This window comes from Nonomuraea sp. LPB2021202275-12-8 (assembly GCF_037044575.1).
In the GTDB taxonomy this organism is placed as follows: Bacteria; Actinomycetota; Actinomycetes; order Streptosporangiales; family Streptosporangiaceae; genus Nonomuraea.
The window spans coordinates 343,537-364,333 of sequence record NZ_JBAHWD010000001.1 but is presented as its reverse complement, the minus strand read 5'-3'; the positions used below and the strand labels follow the sequence as shown (position 1 = coordinate 364,333).

The following is a 20,797-nucleotide window of genomic DNA, read 5'->3' as shown; positions in this document are numbered from 1 at the left end:
CACGTGTGAAACCCCGCCTCGGTGGTAGCGAGTAAGACGAGGACCCACACGGGGACAGGGGGACACCATGGCCCAGCTCCTGACCGACGACGAGGTCGACACCGCGCTGGTGGCTCTGGAGGGCTGGCGGCACGTCGACGACGCCCTGGTCCGGGACATCCCGATCACCCCGGACAACTACCGCTGGCTGAGCGAGGCGGTGATGAACGAGGCCAAGGCCCTCGACCACCACCCCGACATCGAGCGCACCGGCGGGGGCATCCGCTTCCGCCTGTCCACCCACAGCGCGGGCGGGGTGACGGACAAGGACGTCGAGCTGGCCGCGCACATCGACCAGGTCGTCGACGGCGCCGCCCGGGACCGCGGCTGACGCTCTCGTCAGGCCAGCACCCTGACGATGCCGGTGAACAGGCGTGGCATGGCCCGCGCCGCGGGCACCACCAGCCGGGCGGTGCCGGGACGGCGGGCGGCCTGCACCAGCGCTCCCGTCAGCAGCCGGTGCGTCCGAGACAGCCGCTGCCACGCGCCCTCGTAGTCCTGCGGCCGATCCCGGCTCAGGCACCGGGCCAGGATCTCGGCCGAGCGCACGGCGAGCGAGACGCCCTCGCCGGTGAGCGCGTCCACGTAACCGGCGGCGTCGCCGACCAGCAGCACCCGCCCCGCGCGCCGCGCCCGGACATGCTGGCGCAGCGGCCCGGCGCCCAGCACCGGGGTGACGGCAGGGCCGCGCAGGCGCTCCGACAGGCCGCGGAACGCGCTCAGGTGCTCCTCGAAGCCGCGCCGCACCGAACTCAGGACCGCCACCCCGACCAGGTCGTCCCCCACCGGCGTGACGTACGCCTCGCCGCTGCCCGACCAGTGCACCTCGACGAAGTCGGTCCACGGCGCGATCCGGTAGTGCCGGCGCTGGCCGTACCGTCGCACCCCGCGCGCGGGCAGGTCGAGCCCGAGCGAGCGGCGCAGCGGCGAGTGCAGGCCGTCGGCGGCGACCAGCCAGCGCGCCCGCAGCCCGGCCGCCGTCACGCTCCGGCCGTCCTGCACGGCCTGGGTGACGCGGCCGGTGATCGTCTTGACGCCGAGCTCGGCGGCGCGCTGGGAGAGCGCGGCGTGCAGGAGCGTGCGGCGCACGCCGAGTCCCGGTTCGCGCCGGAAGGTGGCCCGCGCCTCGCGAACCTCGTCGAGGTAGTGGATGCCGCGCAGCGGGTGGCCCGGGACCGTCACGCCGATCGCCGCCAGCGCCGCGACGCCGCCCGGCATGATCCCCTCGCCGCACGCCTTGTCCACGGGGGTGGCGCGCGGCTCGACGACGACCGCCTCCATCCCGACCAGCGCCGCGTGGATGGCGGTGGCCAGGCCCGCGGGGCCGCCTCCCGCGACGAGAACGTCGATCACGGCCCGGTGGCCAGGCTGAGCGCCGCGTTCTCGCAGCGGATGCGCACCACCAGCAGCGCGGCGTTGAGCACCGTGAACACCAGCGCGGTGACCCAGGCGGTGTGCGTCAGCGGCAGCGCGAACCCCTCCACCACCACCGCCACGTAGTTGGGGTGGCGCAGCCAGCGCAGGCGGTAGGGGCCGCCGGTCACCAGCGGCAGGCCGGGCACCACGATGACCTGCGTGTTCCAGCGCGGGCCGAGCGCGGTGATGCACCACCAGCGCAGCGCCTGGGCGGCGACGACCAGCGCGAGCATCGGCCAGCCGAGCCAGGGCAGGAACGGCCTGTCCGCCAGGGCGACCTCCAGCGGCGCGCCGATCAGCAGGCCGGTGTGCAGGGCCACCATCCACGGATAGTGGCCCTGGCCGGTCACCACACCGCCCCGCGCCATGCTCCACGCGGCGTTGCGGCGGGCGACGACCAGCTCGGCGAGCCGTTCCAGGCCGACGAGCAGGACGAGGACGAGATACCAGGTCATGGGGCGGTCACCAGCGCAACAGGACGAGTTCGGAGCAGAAACCGGGGCCCATCGCGATGAGCAGCCCCCAGGTGCCCGGCTCGGGCGGCCGGGTCGCGAGCGTCTCGCCCAGCACGTGCAGGACCGACGCCGACGACAGGTTGCCGTTGTCGGCCAGCGAGCGCCAGGTGACGTCCAGCGCCCCGGCCGGCAGGTCGAGGACGTCCGACACGGCCTCCAGCACCTTCGGGCCGCCGGGATGGCACACCCACGCCGTCACCTCATCCGCGGCCACGCCGTGGTCGGCCAGGAAGCCGTGCACGTCGTCGGCCAGATACTGCCGCACGACCGAGGGGACGCTCGCGTCCAGCAGCACCCGGAATCCGCTGTCGCCGACCTGCCAGCCCATGACGTGCTCGGAGCCGGGATAGAGGTGCCCGCGCGTGGCCACCACGGTGGGGCCGCGCCGCATGCGGCCGTCACCGCAGGCCACCACCGCCGCGGAGCCGTCACCGAACAGCGCGCTGGCGACCAGGTTGGCCGGTGACGAGTCGCCGCGCTGCACGGTCAGCGAGCACAGCTCCACCGACAGCAGCACGGCCACATGGTCGGGCCAGCCGCGCAGATAGTCGTGCACCCTGGCGATGCCTGCGGCCCCCGCGACGCACCCCAGGCCGAAGATGGGCAGCCGTTTGACGTCGGGCCGCAGGCCCAGCGCGGCGGCCAGCCGGGCGTCGATCGACGGCGCCGCGATGCCGGTCACCGAGGTGAACATGATCATGTCCACGTCCTCCGGGGCGAACCCGGCCGCGTCCAGGGCGGCCTTGACGCTTTCGATCCCGAGCTCCACCGCGGTGGAGACGAAGGCGTCGTTGGCCGCGCCGAAACCGTTGAGCTTGTCGTAGCGCTCGATCGGCAGGGCGAGGTTGCGGTACTCGACGCGGGCACTGCGGTGCAGGCGGTCGAGCAGGCGCCGGTCGGTGCCCTCCGGAAGGCAGATGCGCGCAGCCATGTCGGTGAGCTGGGACTGCGCGTACCGGTTAGGAGGGAACGCGCAGCGGACTGCGGCGATATGGCTCACGGGGGCTCCCAGCGCAATTAGCCGACAACTCTCACTCCCCGCACGCTTCCCATCCACAAGGTCGCTTAAGCCACGGGCGGCGCGTGAGTATTCGCAGCAGCGCTCGCCGTGCCTACGATCGTTGCTGTGACCGACACGGGATACCGGCCCGCCCATCTGCTCGCCGACTTCGGCCGGACGATCGGCGGCCTGGCACGCGGCTGCCATCCGGGCCCGACCGTCGCGGTCACCGCCCTGGTCACCGCGCTGGCCGCCGCGGCCGGGCGTGACACGGCCGGATGCGCCCTGGTGGCCGCCGCGGTCCTGGCCGGGCAGCTGTCGATCGGCTGGTGCAACGACGCGGTCGACGCCGGGCGCGACGCGGCGGCCGGGCGCACGGCCAAGCCGATCGTGGCGGGCACGGTGAGCGCGCGCACCGTGTGGATCGCCGCGGCCGTCGCGCTGGCGTGCTGCGTGCCGCTGTCCCTCGCCTCCGGCCCCCTCGCGGGCGGCGTCCACCTGGTGGGGGTGCTGGCCGCCTGGGGCTACGACTTCGGGCTGAAGGCCACGGTCCTGTCGTGGGCGCCCTACGCGGTCGGGTTCGGCAGCCTGCCCGCCTTCGTGACGCTGGGACTGCCGGGCGCGCCGTGGCCGGCGTGGTGGGCGGTCCTGGCGGCGGCGCTGCTGGGAGTGGGCGCGCACCTGGCGAACGTGCTGCCCGACATCGCGGGCGACCTGGCCACCGGCGTGCGCGGGCTGCCGCAGCGGCTCGGCGCGGCTCGCGTCAGGGCGCTGATCCCGGTGCCGTTGCTGGCCGCCACCTGCCTGCTCGTGTTCGGCCGCGCGGAGCCCGGGGCCGCCGGCTGGACGGCGCTGGCCGCCGCCTCGGTCCTGGCGGCCGCGGGGGTGCTGCTGGCGGGCAGGTCGTCGCGGGCGCCGTTCGTGACGGCCGTCGCCGTGGCCGCCGTCGACGTGATCCTGCTGCTGGCCAACGGCGCCTCGCTCACCGCCTGAGACCGTGCAGGGTGTCGCGCAGCCACCGCGCCCCGACCGCGAGCGCCAGCGGCGGCGGCACCGTGCCGGCCCCCAGCCCCACCTCCACCAGCAGGTCGAACACCTCCTTGCGGTGTGCGGCGGTACCGATCGCCGCGTCGATGAACCCCGTCGACTGGGCCAGGCGGGCCAGCACGTCGGTGGTGCGCAGATGCCGGCCGAGGGCCCGGCGCAGCTTGCGCCGGTAGAGCGGCAGCGGGTCGTCCGGCGCCTCGACGGCCGACTCGCCGGCGAGCCGCCCCGACAGCAGCGCGTAGTAGATGCCCTCGCCGGTGAGCGGGTTGATCAGGCTCGCCGCGTCCCCGGCGAGCATCACCCGCCCCGCGCCCGGCCGTGGCCGGCCCGTCGACAGCGGCAGGTGATGGGCGCGCAGGTCGCGGGCGGGCAGGTCGGGCAGCAGCTCGGCGAGCCTGCCGTGCAGCACCTGTCGTCCCGGTGAGCCGGTGGCGTGCAGCCGGGGCAGCAGCATCCCGAAACCGACGTTGGCGGTCCCGTCACCGATCGGGAACGACCACGCGTAGGCCGGCCAGCCTGCCTTCTGCATGGCGATGAGCTGGACGTCGTCGGCCTCCGGCACGTCGGCGTAGCCGCGCACCGCGATGGCGGTGTGCCGGGAGGCGCTGGCGGGCAGGCCGATCAGCCGCCGCGCCGCCGAGTTGGCCCCGTCGGCGGCGACCACGGCGCGGGCCCGCAGCCGCCCGTCGATGACGACCACCGGCCCGTGCGGGTCGAGCGCCTTGACCCGGTGGCGGCGCACCTCCACGCCCCTGGCCCGCGCGGCCTCGACCAGCCGGGCGTCGAACACCATCCTCGGCACGACGTGGTTGGGCCGCGACACGTCGGCCGAGACCCGGACGCCGCTGGGGGAGACGACCGACAGGCGGGGCGTGGGCCGGTAGTCGTCGATCAGGCCGGGCACCCCCAGCCGGGCGAGCTCGTCACGCCCGTGCGCCGCGATGCCGTCGCCGCAGGCCTTGTCACGGGGGAAGTCCGCCTTGTCCAGCAGCAGCACGCGCAGGCCGGGCCGCAGCTGCAGGGCGCGCAGCGCCGCCGCCGAGCCCGCCGGCCCGGCGCCCACGACCACCAGATCCCACACGTCGTCCATGGCAAGGACTGTGCCACGCGGGACTCCGGCGAAAACGCCTCGCGCCGCAGCGGTATGGCGTCGATCACCCTCGATGTGCGGAGCAGTGCGCCACGCCGTCGCGGCAGCAGCCGTCGTGTACTACCATCCGTTTCACGGCGGTTGTTCTCCCGCCGGACCTCCTGAGCGGGTCCCCACGCGACCCGCCGACCGCGGAGGCAAAGGGGACGTACGAGCCTCGAGCACAGCAGTCCGCAGGCCGGCGATCTTCCGCGGCCGCCCGAGGCTGCGGGCGTGGGCCGGGCCGGGGCGAAGGCCGCCAGGAGAGTCGCCATGACCAGCAAGAAGCAGCTCAAGGCCCGCATCCGCGAGCGGATGGCCAAGACGGGCGAGAGCTACACCACGGCCCGCACCCACATCGTGGGACGGGCCGCCACCCCTTCGGACGCGGGCTGGCGATTCGCCGGTGGCCGCAGCCCGGCCAGCGCCGCCATCACCTCCATCCTGGTCAACCAGGGCGTGACCGTCAGCGAGCCGCTGGTGTTCCTGGCGGGAGGCGGCATCGGCGCCGGGTACATCCTCTGGGAGTTCAGGCACGACCACAGCCGCCACGTGGTCATGGGCTTCAGCAACCAGTGGCAGTACTACCACCGCTCGATGGACAGGACGCTCACCCGCCTCGGCGTGCCGTTCGAGCAGCACACCACGGGCGGAGCCAAGGCCGCCGCAGCCAGGCTCGCCGCCGAGCTGGACGCCGGGCGGCCGTGCGTGATCCTGCCCGACCGCTATCACCTCGGCTACTGGGGACTGCCCGCCACCCTGGACGGGCACGGCGGCCATCCCGTGGTCGCCTACAGGCGTGACGAGAGCGGCGTCTACCTCGACGACCGGGGGCACGCGGCGATCCACATCCCGCACGGCACCCTCGACGCCGCGCGTGCCCGGGTCGGCTCGTACAAGAACGTGCTGCACGTGCTGGGCGAGGCCACCCTGGACGAGGCGGCGCTCGCGGGCGCCGCGCGGGACGGGCTCCGCGACTGCGCCGAGCACCTGTCGTCGCCGTCGGACTCGTTCTCGCTGCCCGCCTGGCGCAAATGGGCGCGGCTGCTCGTCGACACCCGACATGCCAAGGCGTGGTCGAAGGTCTTCGCGGACGGGCGCGGCCTGACCGGCGCGCTGCTGTCCATCTGGGAGGGCGCCGAGCCGGTGGGCATGGACGGCGGCAACCTGCGCGACCTGTTCGCCGACGGCCTGGACGAGTCCGCCGACCTGCTGTCCGAACCAGGCCTGGCCGAGCTGGCGGGGCGATTCCGGGAGATCCACTCCATGTGGCACGACCTCGCCGAGGCCGCGCTGCCGGCGGACGTCCCGGAGTTCGCCCGGATCCGCGACCTGACAGCGGAGATCAAGGAGGGGGTCATGGCGGACGGCACCGCGGCCGCCGGCCGCACGGCAGAAGCCGCCGGCACGCTGTGGCGGGTACGCGCCGCCGCCGACGCCTCCTTCCCCGCGGGCGATCCGGCCACCCTCTTCGCCGACCTCGGCAAGCGGATGGGCGCCATCTACGAGGCGGAGCGCGCCGCGATCGCACGGCTGGCGACCCTGACGCGGTAGCCCCTGGGCGCCGCCGGGCGCGGGAGCGCCCGGCGGTGTCACGTGCCGGCGAAGCCGTCCAGCTCGCGGATGGCCTGCTCGATGTCCGCGGGCAGGCCCTGACGCAGCAACTTCGCATACAGCCCGTCACCCGCCGCCGCGCCGCGCAAGATGTCGTCGACTCGGGCGCCCATGCGTGCCTGGATCTCCCTGATGATCATCGTGAGGTCCCCGCCCCACCCGTACGCGTCGAGGAACAGCCGCAGCCACCTGGCGGAGCGCGTCCTCCAGCCGGGTCCACGCGGGCCACACCAGGCGCTCGCCCATGGTCTCGCCCTCCAGATGGGTGAGCACCTCGCGGCGCCGGACCGTCGCGCCCACGCGGACCGCGCCTCCGTCGTTGCCCCCTTCGAGCCGGCTCTCCACCGCCCACCGCCCATCTCCGCCACCCGGCCCGACATTCCACCCGGGCCCGCGGAAAGTCCAGCCATCGTCGGCCTGGCGCGGCGGAAGCGGACGAACGTCAAGGCCGGGGAGAGCACGCCTCGCGCCGGTCATGCGCGCGGGCGCCGATCGTGGGGGCCCGGAGTGATCCCCGCCGCCACCCGACGGCGGCGGGGAGCCGAGTCACTGCACCATGATCTTGCTGAGCGACACGAAGCCGCCGAGGTTCCCGGGCGTGCCGGCGGCGGTCGTGGAGGTGAGGTTGACGGTCAGGTCGTACGTCCCCGCCGTCAGCTGGCCCTGCATCGGCACGCCGGCGGTGTAGGCGCCGGTGCCGGGGGTGAAGGCGACCTCGATCGGAGTGGCCGGGTGTGTGGTCTCCCCGCCTCCCTGGCGATCGGCGACCACCTGCACGTGCCACTTCCCGGTGAGCCACGCGATCAGCTCGCCGGTGAGTTCCCAGGTCACGTCGATCTTCCAGGCGTCGCCCGCGCGGACGATCGTGGCCGGCTGCGCGCCGGGATCGACGACGTCGGCGCTGAGGGCGCCGGTGAGCTGGTCGGCGGGTACTTTGAGAGGCTGGAACTGGCCGGTTGTCGCCATGGTTGCGCTCCTTCGTGAAGAACGGACAGGAGGAAGGAGGCGCCGGCGGGCCGCCAGATACATCGAGGGCGCGAGGTTCAGCCCGCGCCGAAGCAGGTGAACGTCGACAGTTCACCCTCGGCCGCGGCCGCCAGCGCCGCGGCAGGCGGCTCTCCTGAGCTGAGCCGCAGGTGGTAGGCGGTCATCACGGTGGCGGCGACCTCGTCGGGGACGCGCGTCAGGCTCGACACGACGGTGGAGCTGCCGCTGTAGAGCAGCGCGGCGGTGAATCCGAGCACTTCGTCGCCGGGCCGGACCAGGGCCTGTCCCGCGTCGCACGCCGACAGGACGACGTGCCCCGGCGCTCGTTCCAGCCCCTGGATGTCGTAGGCCATGAGCGGCCCGTCGCCCAGATCCAGCCTGGAGAACAGCACGTTGTCCCGCTCGTGGTGACCGTGCGCGGCCAGGTGCGCGAGCGGCGCGCCGTCCAGCAGGCCCAGGGTCGCCTCCACCGTGGCCTGTTCGCCGGTGAGGCTGCGGCCGGCCGGATACAGCCGGGCGATCTGCTCGATCTCGGACCTGGCGTGGATCAGCCCGGGGCCCGCGACCAGCACCGGCACGCCCGCACCGGCGACGCGGCGGCCGCGCTGGGCGCTGAGCCACGCCAGCGCGGAGGGGGCGACCACGAGCGGCCGCCCGCGCAGACCGGGCAGCAGCCCCCAGGGGACGGCGGACATGGCCATGGTCGGCACGATCACCAGCGGCCGCCTGTCCCCGATCAGGGCGCTGACGGGGGCGATCAGCGCGTCGTTCAACGTGGCCATCTGGGTGCGCACGGACGCCTCGATCACCTGCCGCAGCCTGGCCGGCCGGGTCCGCCCGGCCAGCACGCCCAGGTCGGCGCCGAGCCGCCTGGTCGCCTCCGCCACGAGCTCGTACGGACCCAGCGGCTGGAGCCGGACCGTGCCGTCGCGCAGGACGAGGGCGAGCACCCGGCCGTCCACGCAGAGCAGGCTGACCATCACCAGCCCGGCGCTGTCCAGCTCGGCTTCGACCTGTGCCGTGGTGGCCGCCGCGGTGCCGCCGTCCGCTCCGGACTGCTGCCAGCTCTTCTCCTTGATGAGCCGTTCGAGCTGCCGGCAGCGCTCTCGCAGCACGGGGTGGCGGCGGCTCTCCTCCGGGTGGGTGCGGATGCGCTGCCGCAGGTGCCGCAACTCGACGAGCGCCTCGACGGTCTGCTCGTCGTGGGCGGGCCGTACCCGCCGGTGCCGGAACGCCTGCGCTCGCGACCGCTCCGACCATCGGAAGACCAGCCGGGGCGAGCCGTTCGCGAGCGCGGCCGACATGCCGGTGCGGGCCAGCTCGGCGCCGAGCGCCGCCACCCCCGTCTGGAGGTCGAGGCTGCCCATCCGGGTCCGGTGGGTGCGAATCAGGGCCAGCCCGCCGCGCAGCCGCTCCAGCCCCTGGCCGCGCCGCCCCGCCGCGATGGCGCGCTCCGCCTCGGTGAGGTGGTGCATCAGGCGCAGTTCGAGCGGGATCCGGCGCCGGGAGCCCGCCGGCGCCTGGCCTGCCCCGCCGGCCGCCAGCCTGCAACGGGCCGCGACGAGGGCCGCCATTTCGGCCTCGTCGCGCAGACCGAGGCCGGCCAGCCTGGCCGCCAGCTCGTCCGCCCTGCCGGCCAGGCCGGGCCGACCGGCGGCGAAGTCGCATCTGAGCAGCATGAGTTCCGCGCTGGCCAGCCAGGACGTGGTCCTCCTACGCCGGAACCCGCCTGCCGCCCTGCGCGCCCAGGCACGCGCCTCCGCCATCTCTCCCGCGTCGAACGCGGCTCGTGCCCGGGCGAGCTCCGCCTCCGCGTAGTCCTGGACGAGCCGCTGGCGGCGGAACAGCGTCAGGTTCTCGTCCAAGATGCGGCCCGCCTCCGCGCACAGCCCGGCCGCCAGCAGCGCCCGCGCCTGGTCCAGCGCGAGCACGGGCAGGAATCCCGGGATCACCCTGGTGTACTGCTCCCGCACCTGGGCGAAGACGGCCAGCGCGGCGGGGATGTCGCCCAGCAGGAAGTCGCAGTAGCCATGGTTGTGCAGTGCCTTGGCCGCGATGATCTCCTGGCCGAGCCCGGTCGCGAGCTCCCTGCTGCGCCGCGCGTCGTCCCTGGCGAGGCCCACCCGGCCGGTCGACAGGTGGATGACCGTCCGGTTGAGCAGGATCCTGGCCAGCTCGACCCTGTCCTGGTCGGCCAGGAGCGGCACGGCCAGGTCGAGCTGATCGAGAGCCTCCAGCTGCCTGCCGAGCCGCAGGAGCACGAGCCCGCGCTGGGCGTGGACGTATCCGAGACCGCTGCCGGGCATCCGGCGCTGGGCCACGTCGAGCAGGTCGAGGCCGGCCTCGCTGTGCCCCTGCTCGGCTTCGGCGTGCGCCAGGCTGGTCAGCACCCTGGCCAGCAGCATGTCGGGCTCTCCGGCGGGCCGGTCCGGCTGCCAGCCGAGCACGGCCAGGCTTCGCCTCAGGCGGCGCGCGGCCACGGCCGGGCGTCCCGCCGAGGTCGCGGCGACGGCCTCCAGACGCAGCGTGTCCGCGCGGGCGCGTCGCGCGGCGTCGTCTGTGTCCACGCCCACCAATGTCCGCCATCACCGCTCGCCTGCAAAGGTCACAGGTCGATGGAGGGCGTCACCGCCAGCGCCGCGTCGTCCGCGCCCCGCACGACGAACTGGGCCAGCCCCTGGCTCACGCCGTCGAAGGCGAACCTGCCCTGATCGTCGGCCCTGGCCGTGCTGGACGCCGCCGCCGTGCGCAGCTCGACCCGGTGACCGGCGGGCGGGGCCAGCCAGCCGTCGATCCTGATGGCGCCGCCGTCCAGCGGAGTGACGTCGATCATGATGGTGAGGTTGTCGCTGTCGAAGGTGATGGTGCGGCTGCGCTCCCCGCCGCGGACTCCGGCGAGCTGTTCCTCCTCTTCGAAGACCCGGAACACGTCGAAGGCGTCGGAGTCGACCGCCAGGGCGAACCGGATGTTCGCCACCAGGTCGGCGGGAACGGGATCCACTTGGGAGTAGAGCCGGTTGATCTCGTCCAGCAGGAGGATGTCCTCCAGGTCGAGGGGCGCGGAGTCCGCGCCGTCTTCCGACGGTGTCATGGCGAGCTCCACTGGGGGTCCTGGCTCAGCTGGGCACGGAGCTTGGTCAGGCAGCGACCCCTGGTCGGGCCGATGCTGCCCTTCGGCATGCCGAGCGCCGCCGCCACCGCGTCGTAGTCGGGACGCCGGACGAACGCGATGATCCGCAGCAGGTCGCGGCAGCGCCGCGGCAGCCGCTCGACCGCCGTCCACAGCGCCCGCCGCCGCTCGTCCAGCACGACCGCCTCGTCCGGCTGGTCCTCGGGGTCCGGGATCTCGTCGAGCAGCTCGCTTCCCGGCAGGTCCTCCCGGTTGCCGCCCGAGCTCACCCGCCACGCCTCCCTGCGTGCCGCGGTGATCAGCCATTCGATGAGCGCCCCGGGTGACCTGATGGAATGCAGGTGGCGGACCAGGGTCAACCACGTGGTCTGCACGACGTCCTGGGCAAGGTGGTAGTCGAGGCCCTGCGCGCGGACCGCGTGCCACAGCATGGGCGTCAGCTCGGCCACGATCTCGTCCAGCGCCTCCCGCCGGCCGCCGGCCGCCTGTTCGAGCAGGGTGGCCAGCCGGGACCGCCGTTCGGAGCCCCGGCTGGAGACGGGCACGCTGCCCGGCGACACGTCGGTCACGACCCGCCGTCCCTGAAATCGCTCTGCATGCTCTCTACGACCGTTCTCGCTCGTTTCACCGCCTCCTGCGGGCTGGGCCGGTCGTGCGTGAGCGTCCCCGTCTCCATCAGGCGCCTGGCGATCTCCGCCGCCACGACGGGGGTGGCGAAGGACGTGCCGTGCCAGACTCCCCACCCGGAGTGGAAGTTGTCGGCGTCCAGCGACGATCTCTCCGGTGACTTCTCGACGGCCCCCGCGGGAACGACGATGTCCGCGCCGAACGATCCGTTCAGATCGCGCGGCAGGGTGCTGACCACCATGGCGCCGCCGGCGAACCACTCGACCCAGCTGTTGTAGTTGCTGAACGTCTCCGCCCGATCGCCGAGCTCCACGTGCCGCCCTCAGCGGAGCAGGGACCGTACGGCCTGTTCAGAGCGGCCGACCACCGCCGTCCCGTCGTCGGCCGTGATGATCGGCCGCTGGATCAGGACCGGGTTCGCCGCCAGCGCGTCGATCCAGCGGTCGCGGTCGTCGCGTGGCCAGGCGTCCATGCCGAGCTCGGCGGCCCTGGGCTCGCCGGTCCGGGTGATGTCCCACGGTTCGAGGCCCAGCCTGGCCAGCACCGCACGGATCTCGCCGCCGGTCGGCGGGTCGTCCAGGTAGCGGCGCACGGTGTAGGCGGCGGCCTCGGCGTCGAGGATCGACAGGGCCGAGCGGCACTTCGAGCAGTCCGGGTTGATCCAGATCTCCATGGCTTCCATCGTTCCCTACGGGCCGCTCAGCCCAGGCCCAGGGCGGTGATCAGGACGAGGACGAGCGTGGCGACGGCGAACAGGCCGTGGCCTACGACGGCCACGACCGGAATGCCTCGTTCGGGCGGCGTGGGCGCTGTGGCGGCGCGGGCCCGGTAGGACGGGATCCAGCGGGCCAGCATGACGAAGCCCAGCAGGGCGACCGGCAGCAGGATGACCAGTGCGGCCCAGGCCAGCGCGGGTGCGCCGACGACGAGGTAGGCGATCCATACGAGCAGGCCGGTGGCGGCGAGCAGGAAGTGCCCGAAGATCACCGGAGGGGGGAACCGGGTGGGGGCGCTCTCCTCGCGGCGGAGCCCGCCCCGGGAGATCCAGACGCCCAGCATGTAGAAGCCGCCGAGGGCGGCGAGTACCCAGGTGACGAGCGCGGCGATGTCCATGGTGTGCCTCTCTTCGTGATGCGGCGAGTCGTGGTCAGGCGCCGAAGCCCTTGGCCTGGGTGGCCTCGTCGGCGACCCGCACGCCGTAGCGGTAGGCGAGTTTCCCGCCCAGGGACCCCGAGACGGCCAGCGCGGCCAGGCTGATCGCCGACAGGGCGAGCGGGCCCCAGCCGACCGGCTCGGACGGCTCGCCGCCGGAGGCGCGCCAGGCCCAGGAGACTCCGTACGCGACGGTGATCGCCAGGTTCAGGCTCAGGTGCGCCAGTCCCGTGCGGAACGCCGCGGTGCCGGGCTGGATGCCGAGGAAGTCGAGAAAGCCGGTCATGGCCGCCGCCACGGCTCCGATCACTCCTACCGCGATCAGCCAGACCGAGCCCTTGACCAGGAAGGCGGAATCGTCGACGACGTGGGAGGCGACGTCGAAGACCAGGCTGGTGACCCAGGCGCCGATCGGCACGGTCACCAGGATCGGATGCAGCGGATGCCCGTACGGCCCGGCGAGGACCGTCGTCGGACGCTTGGCGCGATGCAGCGGACCAGACATGGGCCCACCTCCCTATTTCACTAACGAGTCTTAGTGAAATAGGGGAAGTCCGTCAATACCCAGGGGTTCAGCCCATGAGATTGGGTGTTAACCTCGACGGTATGTCCGAGCATGACGCCACCGTCGAAGCCGTCGCGGCGCTCGGCGACGACCTCCGGCGCCGCATGTACGACTTCATCCGGCGCTCGGACCGGCCGGTGACGCGGGACGAGGCGGCGCAGAGCGTGGGCATCTCCCGCAAGCTCGCGGCCTTCCACCTCGACAAGCTGGTCACGGTGGGGCTGCTGTCGGCCGGCTACGCCCAGCCGCCCGGCCTGCGCCGGGTGGGCCGCGCGCCCAAGGTCTACGAGCCCACCGACCTGCAGGTCCGGCTCAGCATCCCGCCGCGCGAGCACGGCCTGCTCGCCGACATCCTGCTGCAGGCCGTACGAGCGCAGAGCCCCGGAGAGAGCGGCCGGGACGCCGCCCTCCGGGTGGCCGCCGAGCGCGGCCAGAGCCTCGGCCGGGCCGAGCGCGAGCAGCTCAAACCCGGCCGGCTCGGCGCCGAGCGGGCCCTGACCTGCGCCGGGCAGATGCTCGAACGCCACGGCTTCGAGCCCGCACGCGCCACCCCGACCCTGATGCGGCTGCGCAACTGCCCGTTCCACCCGATGGCCGCCAGGGACCCCGACCTGGTCTGCGGGATCAACCACGCCTTCCTGTCCGGCTTCCTCGACGGCCTGGGCGCCACCACGCTGGACGCCACCCTGGCCCCGCGACCGGGCGCGTGCTGCGTCGAGCTCGGCCGGAGGTAGGGACCCTGCTGCTAGCGCGCGGTCTGCAGAAACTCCCGCAGGGTGACCGGCGGACGCCCGCCGATGCGTTCGATGCTCTCGGTGACCCCGTAGAGCGGGTGGTGGCCGGCCCCGATGAAGCGGAAGATCGCCCACAGGTGGGACAGGTGCTCGACGGCGTACGGATCGCGGTAGATCTCCAGCGCCCGCGCCTCCCACTCCTCGGGCGGCAGATCCACGTACGCCACGCCCATGGCGTCGGCCACCTCGCCGATGCTCGCCATCTGCCCCGTCACCAGGCACACCGGATCGGCCGGCCCGGGATCCAGCAGGAGTCCGGCCGCCACCCGGGCGACGTCGGCCGCCGCGACGAGCGGGATCAGCGTGTCCCCGGAGCCCAGCGGGAGGGCCAGCTCGCGGCGGTCCCCGGCGGCGGCCGCCACGACGGCCAGGTTCTCGAAGAACACCGCCGCCCGCAGGTGCACCGCGCCCACCCCGGCCCAGTCGAAGACCTGCTCAGACACCCAGTGCCGGCGCATCCGCGGCGTGCCCGCCTCCGGGGAGGCGTCGAGCTGCGACACCTCGACGACGCGCTCCACGCCTTCCTCCCGGGCCGCGGCCGCGAACGCGCCCGTGGCGTCCAGCAGGCCGGCCGTCACCGGGTAGGTGAAGAAGGCCCGCCGGACACCCCGTACGGCGGGCCGCACCGAGGAGATCTCACGCAGGTCGCCGACGACCACCTCCGCTCCGAGCTTGCGCAGCTCCTCGGCCCGGTGGTCGTCGGAGTGCACGAAGGCGCGCACCGCCTCGCCGCGCTCCAGCAGCAGGTCCACGACCGTCCGGCCGGTCGATCCCTGCGGCCCTCCGGCCGCGCCCGTGACGAGGATCATCGCTCCGCCCTTCCTGGCAGGTTGACGGTGAAGAGCCCGAGCCGTTCCAGGTCGCGCAGGTACGGCTCGGCGGGGAATGCCTCGGCCGGGCTGAAGACGCCGGCGTTCTCGGGACCCCGGCCGTCGGCCAGGCGGACGGCGGCCTCCACCGAGGCGATCGCGCTGGCCCGCCACAGGTCGTGCCCGCTCACCTGACCCGCGGCGCCGCCCTCGGCGGTGATCGCCTGGACGGCCACGGTGAAGTCGGACCCGGCCCTGGTGGCGGCGTCGACGTGCTCACTGGTGAACGCCTGCTCCTCCTCGAAGGTGTGCGCGGTGAGCTGGGCCTCCACCCGCCGGGCCCGGACGTGGCGGGGGATGGTCACGACGTCGGAGGAGGGGATGGGGGCGATCATCGTGCGCGGGCCGAGGGGTGGCGGGAAGGGGAAGACGGCGTTGCGCGGCTCGACGTAGCCGACCTGGAAGGCGCCGTCGGTGTAGGTGATCCGGCGGGTGTCGGCGAACAGCAGCTCCGCGGTCCTCCTGGCCCCGGTGGTCAGCCGCCATCCGGTCACCGCGTAGGCGACGGTCACCCGGTCGACGCCGGTCAGGCCGCCGGCCACGGCTCCGGCCAGCAGGTCGCCCAGGCCGCCGTAGAAGCTCATCGCGGTGATCATGACGATGCCGGCGCGCTCGGCCCGCTCGGGCATGGCGTCGAACATCCATGCGGTGTGGTGCTGCTCCAGGCCGTGGTCGACGTAGTGGCAGCCGGCGTCGGCGGCTGCCTGGGCGACGGGCCGGCCGGTCTCGGTGAAGGGGCCGGCGCAGTGGACCAGGGCGGACGCCTGCTCCGCGAGCGTGCGCAGCGCCGCATGGTCGTCCAGGGCGGCCTGGTGGACCCGGGCTCCGCCGAGCTCGTCGGCGAGCGCTTTGAGCGCCCCACCGTCGCGGCCGGCCAGGATGACCTCCCGGCCGCGGGCTCGCAGCTCGGCTGCGACCAGGCGTCCGGTGTGGCCGGTGGCGCCGTAGATGGCGATGGGTGGTGATGACACGACTCACCTCGATGTTCCATACTGTCGGTATGTAACTTGTCTTCGAAGTTATATACTGCGAGTATGTAAGTCAATGGGGGACCGATGAGCCGCCGCACCCAGACCGAGCGCTCGGACACGACCACCGCGCTGCTGACCGGCGCCGCGCAGCGGCTGTTCGGCGGCAACGGCTACGCGGCCACTTCGATCGACGCGGTCGCCGCGGCCGCCGGGGTCACCAAAGGAGCCGTCTATCACCACTTCGACGGCAAGCAGGCGCTGTTCCGGGCGGTGTTCGTGGGCGAACTGGAGGAGATCGCCGCCACGCTGGAGCGGGTCGCCTTCGAGGAGAGCGACTCGTGGTCAGCCCTGCGCCGCGGCTGCCGCACCTTCCTGGAGCACTGCCTGGACCCCGGTTTCCGGCAGATCGTCCTCCTGGACGGGCCGTCCGTCCTCGGCTGGGAGACTGTCCGCGAGATCGAGTACGGTCACACGCTGCGCGTGCTCCTCGACGGGATGCGCCTGGCACACGCGGAGGGCCTGGTCGCCGACGGCAACCTGCCCGCCCGCGCCCAACTGGTCTTCGGCGCCCTGTGCGAAGGAGGAATGCTGCTGGCCAGGTCGGCCGATCCGGCGGCCGACCTGCCCGAGATCGCCGCGGAGGCGGATCGCCTGCTGAGCTCGCTGCTGGTCTAGATCCGGCTCCGGGGAGTGCGGGTCATGTCCGCCAGACGACGTACGAGATCCGCAGCGGCGCGTCGCCCACCGGAACGGCGCGGGGATCGCGCAGCGGTTGTACGACAGTAAGGGCCGGGAGTACGAAGCCAGTTCGGAGGCGGCCATTTATCTGGACGAGTCGAAAAGCCTCTACGAGAGGATCAACCCTGGTAACTCGGTGAAGGGCGTCGTGCTCTACGACGTGCCGAAGGGGACGCGGCCGGCTCGTATCGAGTTGCACGACTCGATTTTCTCCGAGGGGGTCAGGGTGAACCTCCGTTGGAAGGGCGCGAGGCCGGGTCACACCGAAGGAGCCCGTCAGCGCAGGCTCCACCAGAGGGCCACCTTGCCGAGCTGCGCGGCAGGCCCCTCGGCGAGGACGCGTACGGTCTCGCCGTCGAGGCCGGCCATGACCAGCCGGGAGGTCCTGGCGCCGGTGACCGTGGCGAGGAAGTGGCGGTCGTCCAGCCAGCCGTTGAACGTCGTGCCGTCCGCCAGCGGGACGACGGCCTTCCTGGCGCCGGTGACGGCGTCCCACAGGCAGACGTCCCGGGACGTCTCGGTGCAGGTGGTGGCGAACACCGTGCCGGCTCTCGTCGTGCTGACGCTCGCCTTGACCAGGGTGCCCTTGTCCCGGAACGAGCGCAGCACCGAGCCGTCCAGGCCGACGAACCTGATCGTGCCGTCCCGCCCCTGGGTCATCAGCGTCGAGGCGTCCGCTCCCCACAGGTATCCGCTCTCGCCGCCGAAGTCCGTACGGCGCGTTCGCACGGACTTGGTCGCCGGATCGACGGTCACGAACCCGAGGGTCTCCCCGGACTCCTCGCTCCTCCAGAGCGTCAGGAGCAGGGAGGCGCCGTCGGCGGACCAGGCCATGGTCGGCGTGTCGCCGGGCTTGTCCGCGGTGCGGAGCTCCACGTCCTCGCCGGTGGCGCGGGTGACGAGCCTGAGCGTGTTGTAGTCGCTGCGGGCCAGGTTGGTGGAGGACGTGGCGGCCACGTACAGGCCGCGTGGCGACACCACGGGCGTCTGGAAGTTGCCGAAGTAGGTGAATTCACCGGTCCTGGGATCGCGGACGTAGGCGGGGAAGCCCGCATCCGGCTCGACCCCTCCGTAGGCGGAGGTGACCCAGAGCGGATCGGCGGGATTCTCGTGCACCTTGATCTTCGTGCCGGGGATCGTCGCCGTCGTCGTGGCGGTCGAGCTCATCGGCCGCCGGCTCGGCTCGGCGCTCTGCGGGGTGGCGGGCGGGCCGGACACCGGGGGATCGGCCGTACGTCCCAGGTGGATCGCGACGGCCGCACCCACCAGCAGGACCGCGGCGGCGCCCGCGGCGATCGGCCAGAGCCGTCGCGCCCGCCGGGCGGGCGGCACGGTGGTCACGGCGGGGGGTGCGGCGGACCTGCTGCCTTCGGCGAGCAGCCGCTGCGGCTGGACCGGATGCCCCAGCAGCGTGAGCAGCGCGGCGGACGCCGCCGGCCGGGCGGCGGGATCCTTGGCCAGGCAGCCGGCCACCACCTCGCGCAGGTCGCCGCGCAGGTCGCCGAGCTCGGGTTCGGCGGTCAGGACGCGGTTGAGCAGAGCGGGCAGGTCGCCGGAGCCGAAGGGCGGGGCGCCGGTCGCGGCGCAGACGACCGTGGCTGCCCAGGAGAACAGGTCGGCGGGCGGCCCGCCGCCACCCGCGAACTGCTCGGGCGCCATGTACGGTGGCGTGCCCGTCAGGTCGTCCTGTGGCTCCGCGGTGTCGAGCGCGCGCGAGATGCCGAAGTCGATCACCCGCGGGCCCTCCCGGCCGAGCAGGACGTTGCCCGGTTTGAAGTCCCGGTGCACGACGCCCGCCTGATGGATGGCGGCGAGCGCGGTCAGGCTGCCGATCGCCAGGCGGCGCAGCTCCGCCTGCCGCAGCGGGCCACGCTCGGCGAGCACCCGGGCGAGGGAGGGCCCGTCGACGAACTCGCTGATGACGTACGGCACGCCGTCGAGCTCGCCGGTCGCCAGCACGCTCGCCGTGCAGAACGCCTTGACCCGCCGCGCCAGCTCGATCTCCTTGGTGAACCCGGCCCGGGCGTCCGCCTCCAGCGCGCGCGTCAGCACCTTGATCGCGACCCGCTCGCCGCCCGGCGACTCGCCCAGGTAGACGACGCCCTGGCCGCCCTCGCCGAGCCTGCCCACCACGCGGTACGACGCGACCTGGGCGGGATCGTCCCGGAGGAGCGGCCGGGGGTCCACCGTCATGGCGCCTTGGCCGCGAACTGCCGGCGGCTGAGGTCCATGGCGACGTCCGCGATCACCCGCTGGGTCTTGCCCAGGAAGTCCACGACCTTGATCTCGGCCCTGCCCTTCTTCTTGGCGGGCTCCTCGATCAGCACGTGGTCGTCGCTGAACCAGCCGAGCAGACGGGCCCCGTCGTCGATGCCCTCGATGGTGGCCTTGCGGTCGCCGCTGACCGTGTCCCAGACGCACACGTCATCGCCGTTCGGGCAGAGCGTGATGAACTGCTTGCCGGAGGGGGAGTACCAGTCGACGTCGCGGGGGGTGCCCACCCAGTGCCTGCTGTGGATCACCTTTCCTGACATGTCGTAGGTGTCGATGCCGCGTCTCTTGCTGCTGCTGAAACCCCGGGCGATCGATCCGTCGGGGGCGAAGGTGAAGGGCAGGCTGGCCGCGTCCTCGTACTGCGTGAGCACGACCGTGGCCTTGCGCGCGGCCACGTCGACGACGGCGTAGCCGGTGATCCGCTCCCGCTTCTTGTCCATGACCGACATCAGCAGTCGCCGGCCGTCTCGCGACCAGGTGGGGAACCAGGTCTCCTCAGGTTTCCTGACCGTGAGGACGCTGAAGGTCTCCCCGGTGGTGATGTTGTGGAAGCGCACCGAGTCCATGTCGGAGTTCTGGAACTTCAGCCACGGGTTGAGCGCCGCCCACGTGCCGTCCGGTGAGACGCGGGGCTCCTCGGCCAGGCCGATCTCCCTGAACCGGCCGGTCCGGTCTCTGGCGAACGTCTTGAACGGCCTCTTCGCCTGGAGGTAGGCGGCCAGCCGGACGGGATCGGCGGCGTTCTCGTGCAACGTGGCGCCGATGTCGGCGAGCTCGACCTCGCCGTCCGCCTTGGGCGCGACGCTCGCCATCGGCGCGGTCGTGGTGGAGGGCGTGACCTGGGGTGCGGCGGTGATGACCGAGCCGCTCGCGGTCGAGCCGGTGGGGGAGGGGCGGGTCGCGGACGGGCCGGCCGCCAGGATCCGCTCCGGGCCGAGCGTGTAGACGCCGGTGCCCGCCAGCAGTGCCCCGGCGGCGAACGCCGCCACGGCGATCAGCACGCCGCGGCCCCGCCGCACGGGCGGGCCGGGCGGCTCCTGCGCCACCGGCGGCGGGACGTACGGCGGCGGGGCGGCGGGCGGGAGCAGCCGGCCGGTCAGGAAGCGGGTCTCACCGACCAGCCGCAGCAGCACGTCGCTGGACGTGGGTCGCCGCGCCGGGTCCTTGGCCAGGCACGTCACGATCAGGCTCTGAAGGTCTCCCAGGTCGGGCAGGTCGGGCTCGGCGTTGGCGATCCGGTTGACGGTGCTCGCCATGGAGCCGCCGTCGAAGGGGGAGGCGCCCGTCGCGGCGGACACCACGGTCGCGGCCCACGAGAACACGTCCGCCGGCGGCGCGGGCTCGGCGCCGGCGAGCCGTTCAGGCGCGGTGAACGCGGGCACCTCCACCCGGCGGGTCGTCGTCTCCGCGGTGGCCGCCATCGCGCGGGCGACACCGACGTTGATCACCCTGGGCCCGTCGGGGCCGAGCACCACATTGCCCGGCCGGACGTCCCCGTGCACGGTTCGCGCCTGGTGGATGGCCACCAGCGCGGTCACCGTCCCGACCGCGAGCCGGTGCAGCGCCGCGCCCCGCAGCCGGGTGCCCTCCGCGGTGACCGCCTCCAGCGTGGGGCCGTCGATGTACTCGCTCACCACGTACGGCCGGCCGTCCATCGTCCCTGACCCGAGCATCTGGGCCGAGCAGAAGGCGGAGACGTCCTGGATGGGCTCGATCAGCTTCAGGAACCGTTCCCGGTCGACGTGCGGGTGCAGCAGCTTCACCACGACCGGCTCGCCCGCGGTCCCCGGCTCCGCTTCGGGGTGCTCCCCGACGAAGACGTCCGGGCCCAGCCGGCCGACAAGACGGTACGATCCCACATGGGTGGGATCTCCCTCGCGCAGTGGTTCGAACTCCGGCATCCCGGTTTCTCCTCCCGGCGCTTCCCCGG

22 protein-coding genes and 1 pseudogene are annotated in these 20,797 nt (G+C 73.5%); 6 read left to right on the top strand and 17 right to left on the bottom strand.

Features of this window, described 5'->3' with window-relative positions; all coding sequences use genetic code 11:
- Window positions 1-67: 67 nt before the first annotated feature.
- Entirely contained in the window at window positions 68-370 is a 303-nt protein-coding gene (locus tag V5E28_RS01770; RefSeq protein ID WP_336204266.1) for a 4a-hydroxytetrahydrobiopterin dehydratase, read from the top strand.
- A gap of 8 nt (window positions 371-378) precedes the next feature.
- Here the strand turns inward: V5E28_RS01770 and V5E28_RS01765 are convergent, their stop codons facing one another.
- The 3 genes from V5E28_RS01765 to V5E28_RS01755 are packed head-to-tail and all read right to left on the bottom strand — an operon-like array spanning window position 379 to window position 2,970.
- A complete protein-coding gene (locus V5E28_RS01765; RefSeq protein WP_336204264.1) occupies window positions 379-1,392 on the bottom strand; it encodes an NAD(P)/FAD-dependent oxidoreductase in 1,014 nt (337 codons plus the stop codon).
- Window positions 1,389-1,910, bottom strand: coding sequence for an isoprenylcysteine carboxyl methyltransferase family protein (locus V5E28_RS01760; protein ID WP_336204262.1), 522 nt, complete (start codon window positions 1,908-1,910; stop codon window positions 1,389-1,391). The genes V5E28_RS01765 and V5E28_RS01760 overlap by 4 nt, the downstream gene beginning before the upstream one ends.
- A 7-nt stretch (window positions 1,911-1,917) precedes the next feature.
- The gene (locus V5E28_RS01755) at window positions 1,918-2,970 is read right to left on the bottom strand and encodes a type III polyketide synthase (protein ID WP_336204260.1); all 1,053 of its coding nucleotides are present in this window, start codon (window positions 2,968-2,970) and stop codon (window positions 1,918-1,920) included.
- A 126-nt stretch (window positions 2,971-3,096) separates the two neighbouring features.
- Between V5E28_RS01755 and V5E28_RS01750 the strand changes: the two genes are divergently transcribed.
- Window positions 3,097-3,963 carry a UbiA family prenyltransferase gene (locus V5E28_RS01750; RefSeq protein ID WP_336204258.1) on the top strand — a complete coding sequence of 289 codons (867 nt, stop codon included), beginning with the start codon at window positions 3,097-3,099 and terminating at the stop codon, window positions 3,961-3,963.
- Here V5E28_RS01750 and V5E28_RS01745 read toward each other — a convergent pair.
- Window positions 3,953-5,107, bottom strand: coding sequence for an NAD(P)/FAD-dependent oxidoreductase (locus V5E28_RS01745; RefSeq protein WP_336204256.1), 1,155 nt, complete (start codon window positions 5,105-5,107; stop codon window positions 3,953-3,955). The genes V5E28_RS01750 and V5E28_RS01745 overlap by 11 nt on opposite strands.
- Window positions 5,108-5,419: 312 nt before the next feature.
- On the opposite strand from V5E28_RS01745, the gene V5E28_RS01740 reads away from it, so the two are divergent.
- A complete protein-coding gene (locus V5E28_RS01740; protein WP_336204254.1) occupies window positions 5,420-6,700 on the top strand; it encodes a BtrH N-terminal domain-containing protein in 1,281 nt (426 codons plus the stop codon).
- Window positions 6,701-6,738: 38 nt separating this feature from the next.
- On the opposite strand, the gene V5E28_RS01735 is transcribed toward V5E28_RS01740, so the two are convergent.
- From V5E28_RS01735 to V5E28_RS01695, 9 genes are all read right to left on the bottom strand, one after another.
- Window positions 6,739-6,900 carry a hypothetical protein gene (locus V5E28_RS01735; RefSeq protein WP_336204251.1) on the bottom strand — a complete coding sequence of 54 codons (162 nt, stop codon included), beginning with the start codon at window positions 6,898-6,900 and terminating at the stop codon, window positions 6,739-6,741.
- A gap of 406 nt (window positions 6,901-7,306) precedes the next feature.
- Window positions 7,307-7,726, bottom strand: coding sequence for a hypothetical protein (locus V5E28_RS01730; RefSeq protein ID WP_336204249.1), 420 nt, complete (start codon window positions 7,724-7,726; stop codon window positions 7,307-7,309).
- A gap of 77 nt (window positions 7,727-7,803) precedes the next feature.
- Window positions 7,804-10,314 (bottom strand): CHAT domain-containing protein, encoded by a 2,511-nt coding sequence (locus V5E28_RS01725; protein ID WP_336204248.1) that lies wholly within the window; start codon window positions 10,312-10,314, stop codon window positions 7,804-7,806.
- 38 nt (window positions 10,315-10,352) lie between these two features.
- Window positions 10,353-10,838, bottom strand: a complete 486-nt coding sequence (locus V5E28_RS01720; RefSeq protein ID WP_336204246.1) for a hypothetical protein — start codon at window positions 10,836-10,838, stop codon at window positions 10,353-10,355.
- Window positions 10,835-11,446: an RNA polymerase sigma factor gene (locus tag V5E28_RS01715; protein ID WP_336204244.1), complete on the bottom strand. Its 612-nt coding sequence runs from the start codon at window positions 11,444-11,446 to the stop codon at window positions 10,835-10,837. The genes V5E28_RS01720 and V5E28_RS01715 overlap by 4 nt, the downstream gene beginning before the upstream one ends.
- Window positions 11,443-11,817, bottom strand: coding sequence for a hypothetical protein (locus V5E28_RS01710; protein ID WP_336204240.1), 375 nt, complete (start codon window positions 11,815-11,817; stop codon window positions 11,443-11,445). Before V5E28_RS01710 ends, V5E28_RS01715 begins: the two co-directional genes overlap by 4 nt.
- A gap of 9 nt (window positions 11,818-11,826) precedes the next feature.
- Window positions 11,827-12,177 carry an arsenate reductase family protein gene (locus V5E28_RS01705; protein WP_336204238.1) on the bottom strand — a complete coding sequence of 117 codons (351 nt, stop codon included), beginning with the start codon at window positions 12,175-12,177 and terminating at the stop codon, window positions 11,827-11,829.
- 26 nt (window positions 12,178-12,203) lie between these two features.
- Window positions 12,204-12,617, bottom strand: coding sequence for a hypothetical protein (locus V5E28_RS01700; RefSeq protein ID WP_336204236.1), 414 nt, complete (start codon window positions 12,615-12,617; stop codon window positions 12,204-12,206).
- Between the two features lie 34 nt (window positions 12,618-12,651).
- A complete protein-coding gene (locus tag V5E28_RS01695; protein WP_336204234.1) occupies window positions 12,652-13,161 on the bottom strand; it encodes a DUF2231 domain-containing protein in 510 nt (169 codons plus the stop codon).
- 101 nt (window positions 13,162-13,262) lie between these two features.
- On the opposite strand from V5E28_RS01695, the gene V5E28_RS01690 reads away from it, so the two are divergent.
- Entirely contained in the window at window positions 13,263-13,955 is a 693-nt protein-coding gene (locus V5E28_RS01690; protein WP_336204231.1) for a helix-turn-helix transcriptional regulator, read from the top strand.
- A gap of 11 nt (window positions 13,956-13,966) precedes the next feature.
- On the opposite strand, the gene V5E28_RS01685 is transcribed toward V5E28_RS01690, so the two are convergent.
- Window positions 13,967-14,824: an NAD(P)H-binding protein gene (locus V5E28_RS01685; protein ID WP_336204228.1), complete on the bottom strand. Its 858-nt coding sequence runs from the start codon at window positions 14,822-14,824 to the stop codon at window positions 13,967-13,969.
- Entirely contained in the window at window positions 14,821-15,855 is a 1,035-nt protein-coding gene (locus V5E28_RS01680) for a saccharopine dehydrogenase NADP-binding domain-containing protein (protein ID WP_336204226.1), read from the bottom strand. The genes V5E28_RS01685 and V5E28_RS01680 overlap by 4 nt, the downstream gene beginning before the upstream one ends.
- Window positions 15,856-15,939: 84 nt before the next feature.
- On the opposite strand from V5E28_RS01680, the gene V5E28_RS01675 reads away from it, so the two are divergent.
- Window positions 15,940-16,530 (top strand): TetR/AcrR family transcriptional regulator, encoded by a 591-nt coding sequence (locus V5E28_RS01675; protein WP_336204224.1) that lies wholly within the window; start codon window positions 15,940-15,942, stop codon window positions 16,528-16,530.
- A gap of 97 nt (window positions 16,531-16,627) precedes the next feature.
- Window positions 16,628-16,801, top strand: a pseudogene (locus V5E28_RS49425) (DUF4352 domain-containing protein); the annotation flags it as partial.
- Window positions 16,802-16,869: 68 nt separating this feature from the next.
- Here the strand turns inward: V5E28_RS49425 and V5E28_RS01670 are convergent.
- The gene (locus tag V5E28_RS01670; protein WP_336204221.1) at window positions 16,870-18,786 is read right to left on the bottom strand and encodes a serine/threonine-protein kinase; all 1,917 of its coding nucleotides are present in this window, start codon (window positions 18,784-18,786) and stop codon (window positions 16,870-16,872) included.
- Window positions 18,783-20,768, bottom strand: a complete 1,986-nt coding sequence (locus tag V5E28_RS01665; RefSeq protein WP_336204220.1) for a serine/threonine protein kinase — start codon at window positions 20,766-20,768, stop codon at window positions 18,783-18,785. The genes V5E28_RS01670 and V5E28_RS01665 overlap by 4 nt, the downstream gene beginning before the upstream one ends.
- Window positions 20,769-20,797: the final 29 nt, after the last annotated feature.

Bases quoted from the DNA above. Each gene is read 5' to 3' on its own strand.
- V5E28_RS01730 (WP_336204249.1), bottom strand. From the start codon at position 7,726: ATGGCGACAACCGGCCAGTTCCAGCCTCTCAAAGTACCCGCCGACCAG.
- V5E28_RS01705 (WP_336204238.1), bottom strand. From the start codon at position 12,177: ATGGAGATCTGGATCAACCCGGACTGCTCGAAGTGCCGCTCGGCCCTG.
- V5E28_RS01675 (WP_336204224.1), top strand. From the start codon at position 15,940: ATGAGCCGCCGCACCCAGACCGAGCGCTCGGACACGACCACCGCGCTG.
- V5E28_RS01670 (WP_336204221.1), bottom strand. From the start codon at position 18,786: ATGACGGTGGACCCCCGGCCGCTCCTCCGGGACGATCCCGCCCAGGTC.
- V5E28_RS01735 (WP_336204251.1), bottom strand. From the start codon at position 6,900: ATGATCATCAGGGAGATCCAGGCACGCATGGGCGCCCGAGTCGACGAC.
- V5E28_RS01760 (WP_336204262.1), bottom strand. From the start codon at position 1,910: ATGACCTGGTATCTCGTCCTCGTCCTGCTCGTCGGCCTGGAACGGCTC.
- V5E28_RS01665 (WP_336204220.1), bottom strand. From the start codon at position 20,768: ATGCCGGAGTTCGAACCACTGCGCGAGGGAGATCCCACCCATGTGGGA.
- V5E28_RS01745 (WP_336204256.1), bottom strand. From the start codon at position 5,107: ATGGACGACGTGTGGGATCTGGTGGTCGTGGGCGCCGGGCCGGCGGGC.
- V5E28_RS01695 (WP_336204234.1), bottom strand. From the start codon at position 13,161: ATGTCTGGTCCGCTGCATCGCGCCAAGCGTCCGACGACGGTCCTCGCC.
- V5E28_RS01770 (WP_336204266.1), top strand. From the start codon at position 68: ATGGCCCAGCTCCTGACCGACGACGAGGTCGACACCGCGCTGGTGGCT.
- V5E28_RS01685 (WP_336204228.1), bottom strand. From the start codon at position 14,824: ATGATCCTCGTCACGGGCGCGGCCGGAGGGCCGCAGGGATCGACCGGC.
- V5E28_RS01720 (WP_336204246.1), bottom strand. From the start codon at position 10,838: ATGACACCGTCGGAAGACGGCGCGGACTCCGCGCCCCTCGACCTGGAG.
- V5E28_RS01740 (WP_336204254.1), top strand. From the start codon at position 5,420: ATGACCAGCAAGAAGCAGCTCAAGGCCCGCATCCGCGAGCGGATGGCC.
- V5E28_RS01690 (WP_336204231.1), top strand. From the start codon at position 13,263: ATGTCCGAGCATGACGCCACCGTCGAAGCCGTCGCGGCGCTCGGCGAC.
- V5E28_RS01700 (WP_336204236.1), bottom strand. From the start codon at position 12,617: ATGGACATCGCCGCGCTCGTCACCTGGGTACTCGCCGCCCTCGGCGGC.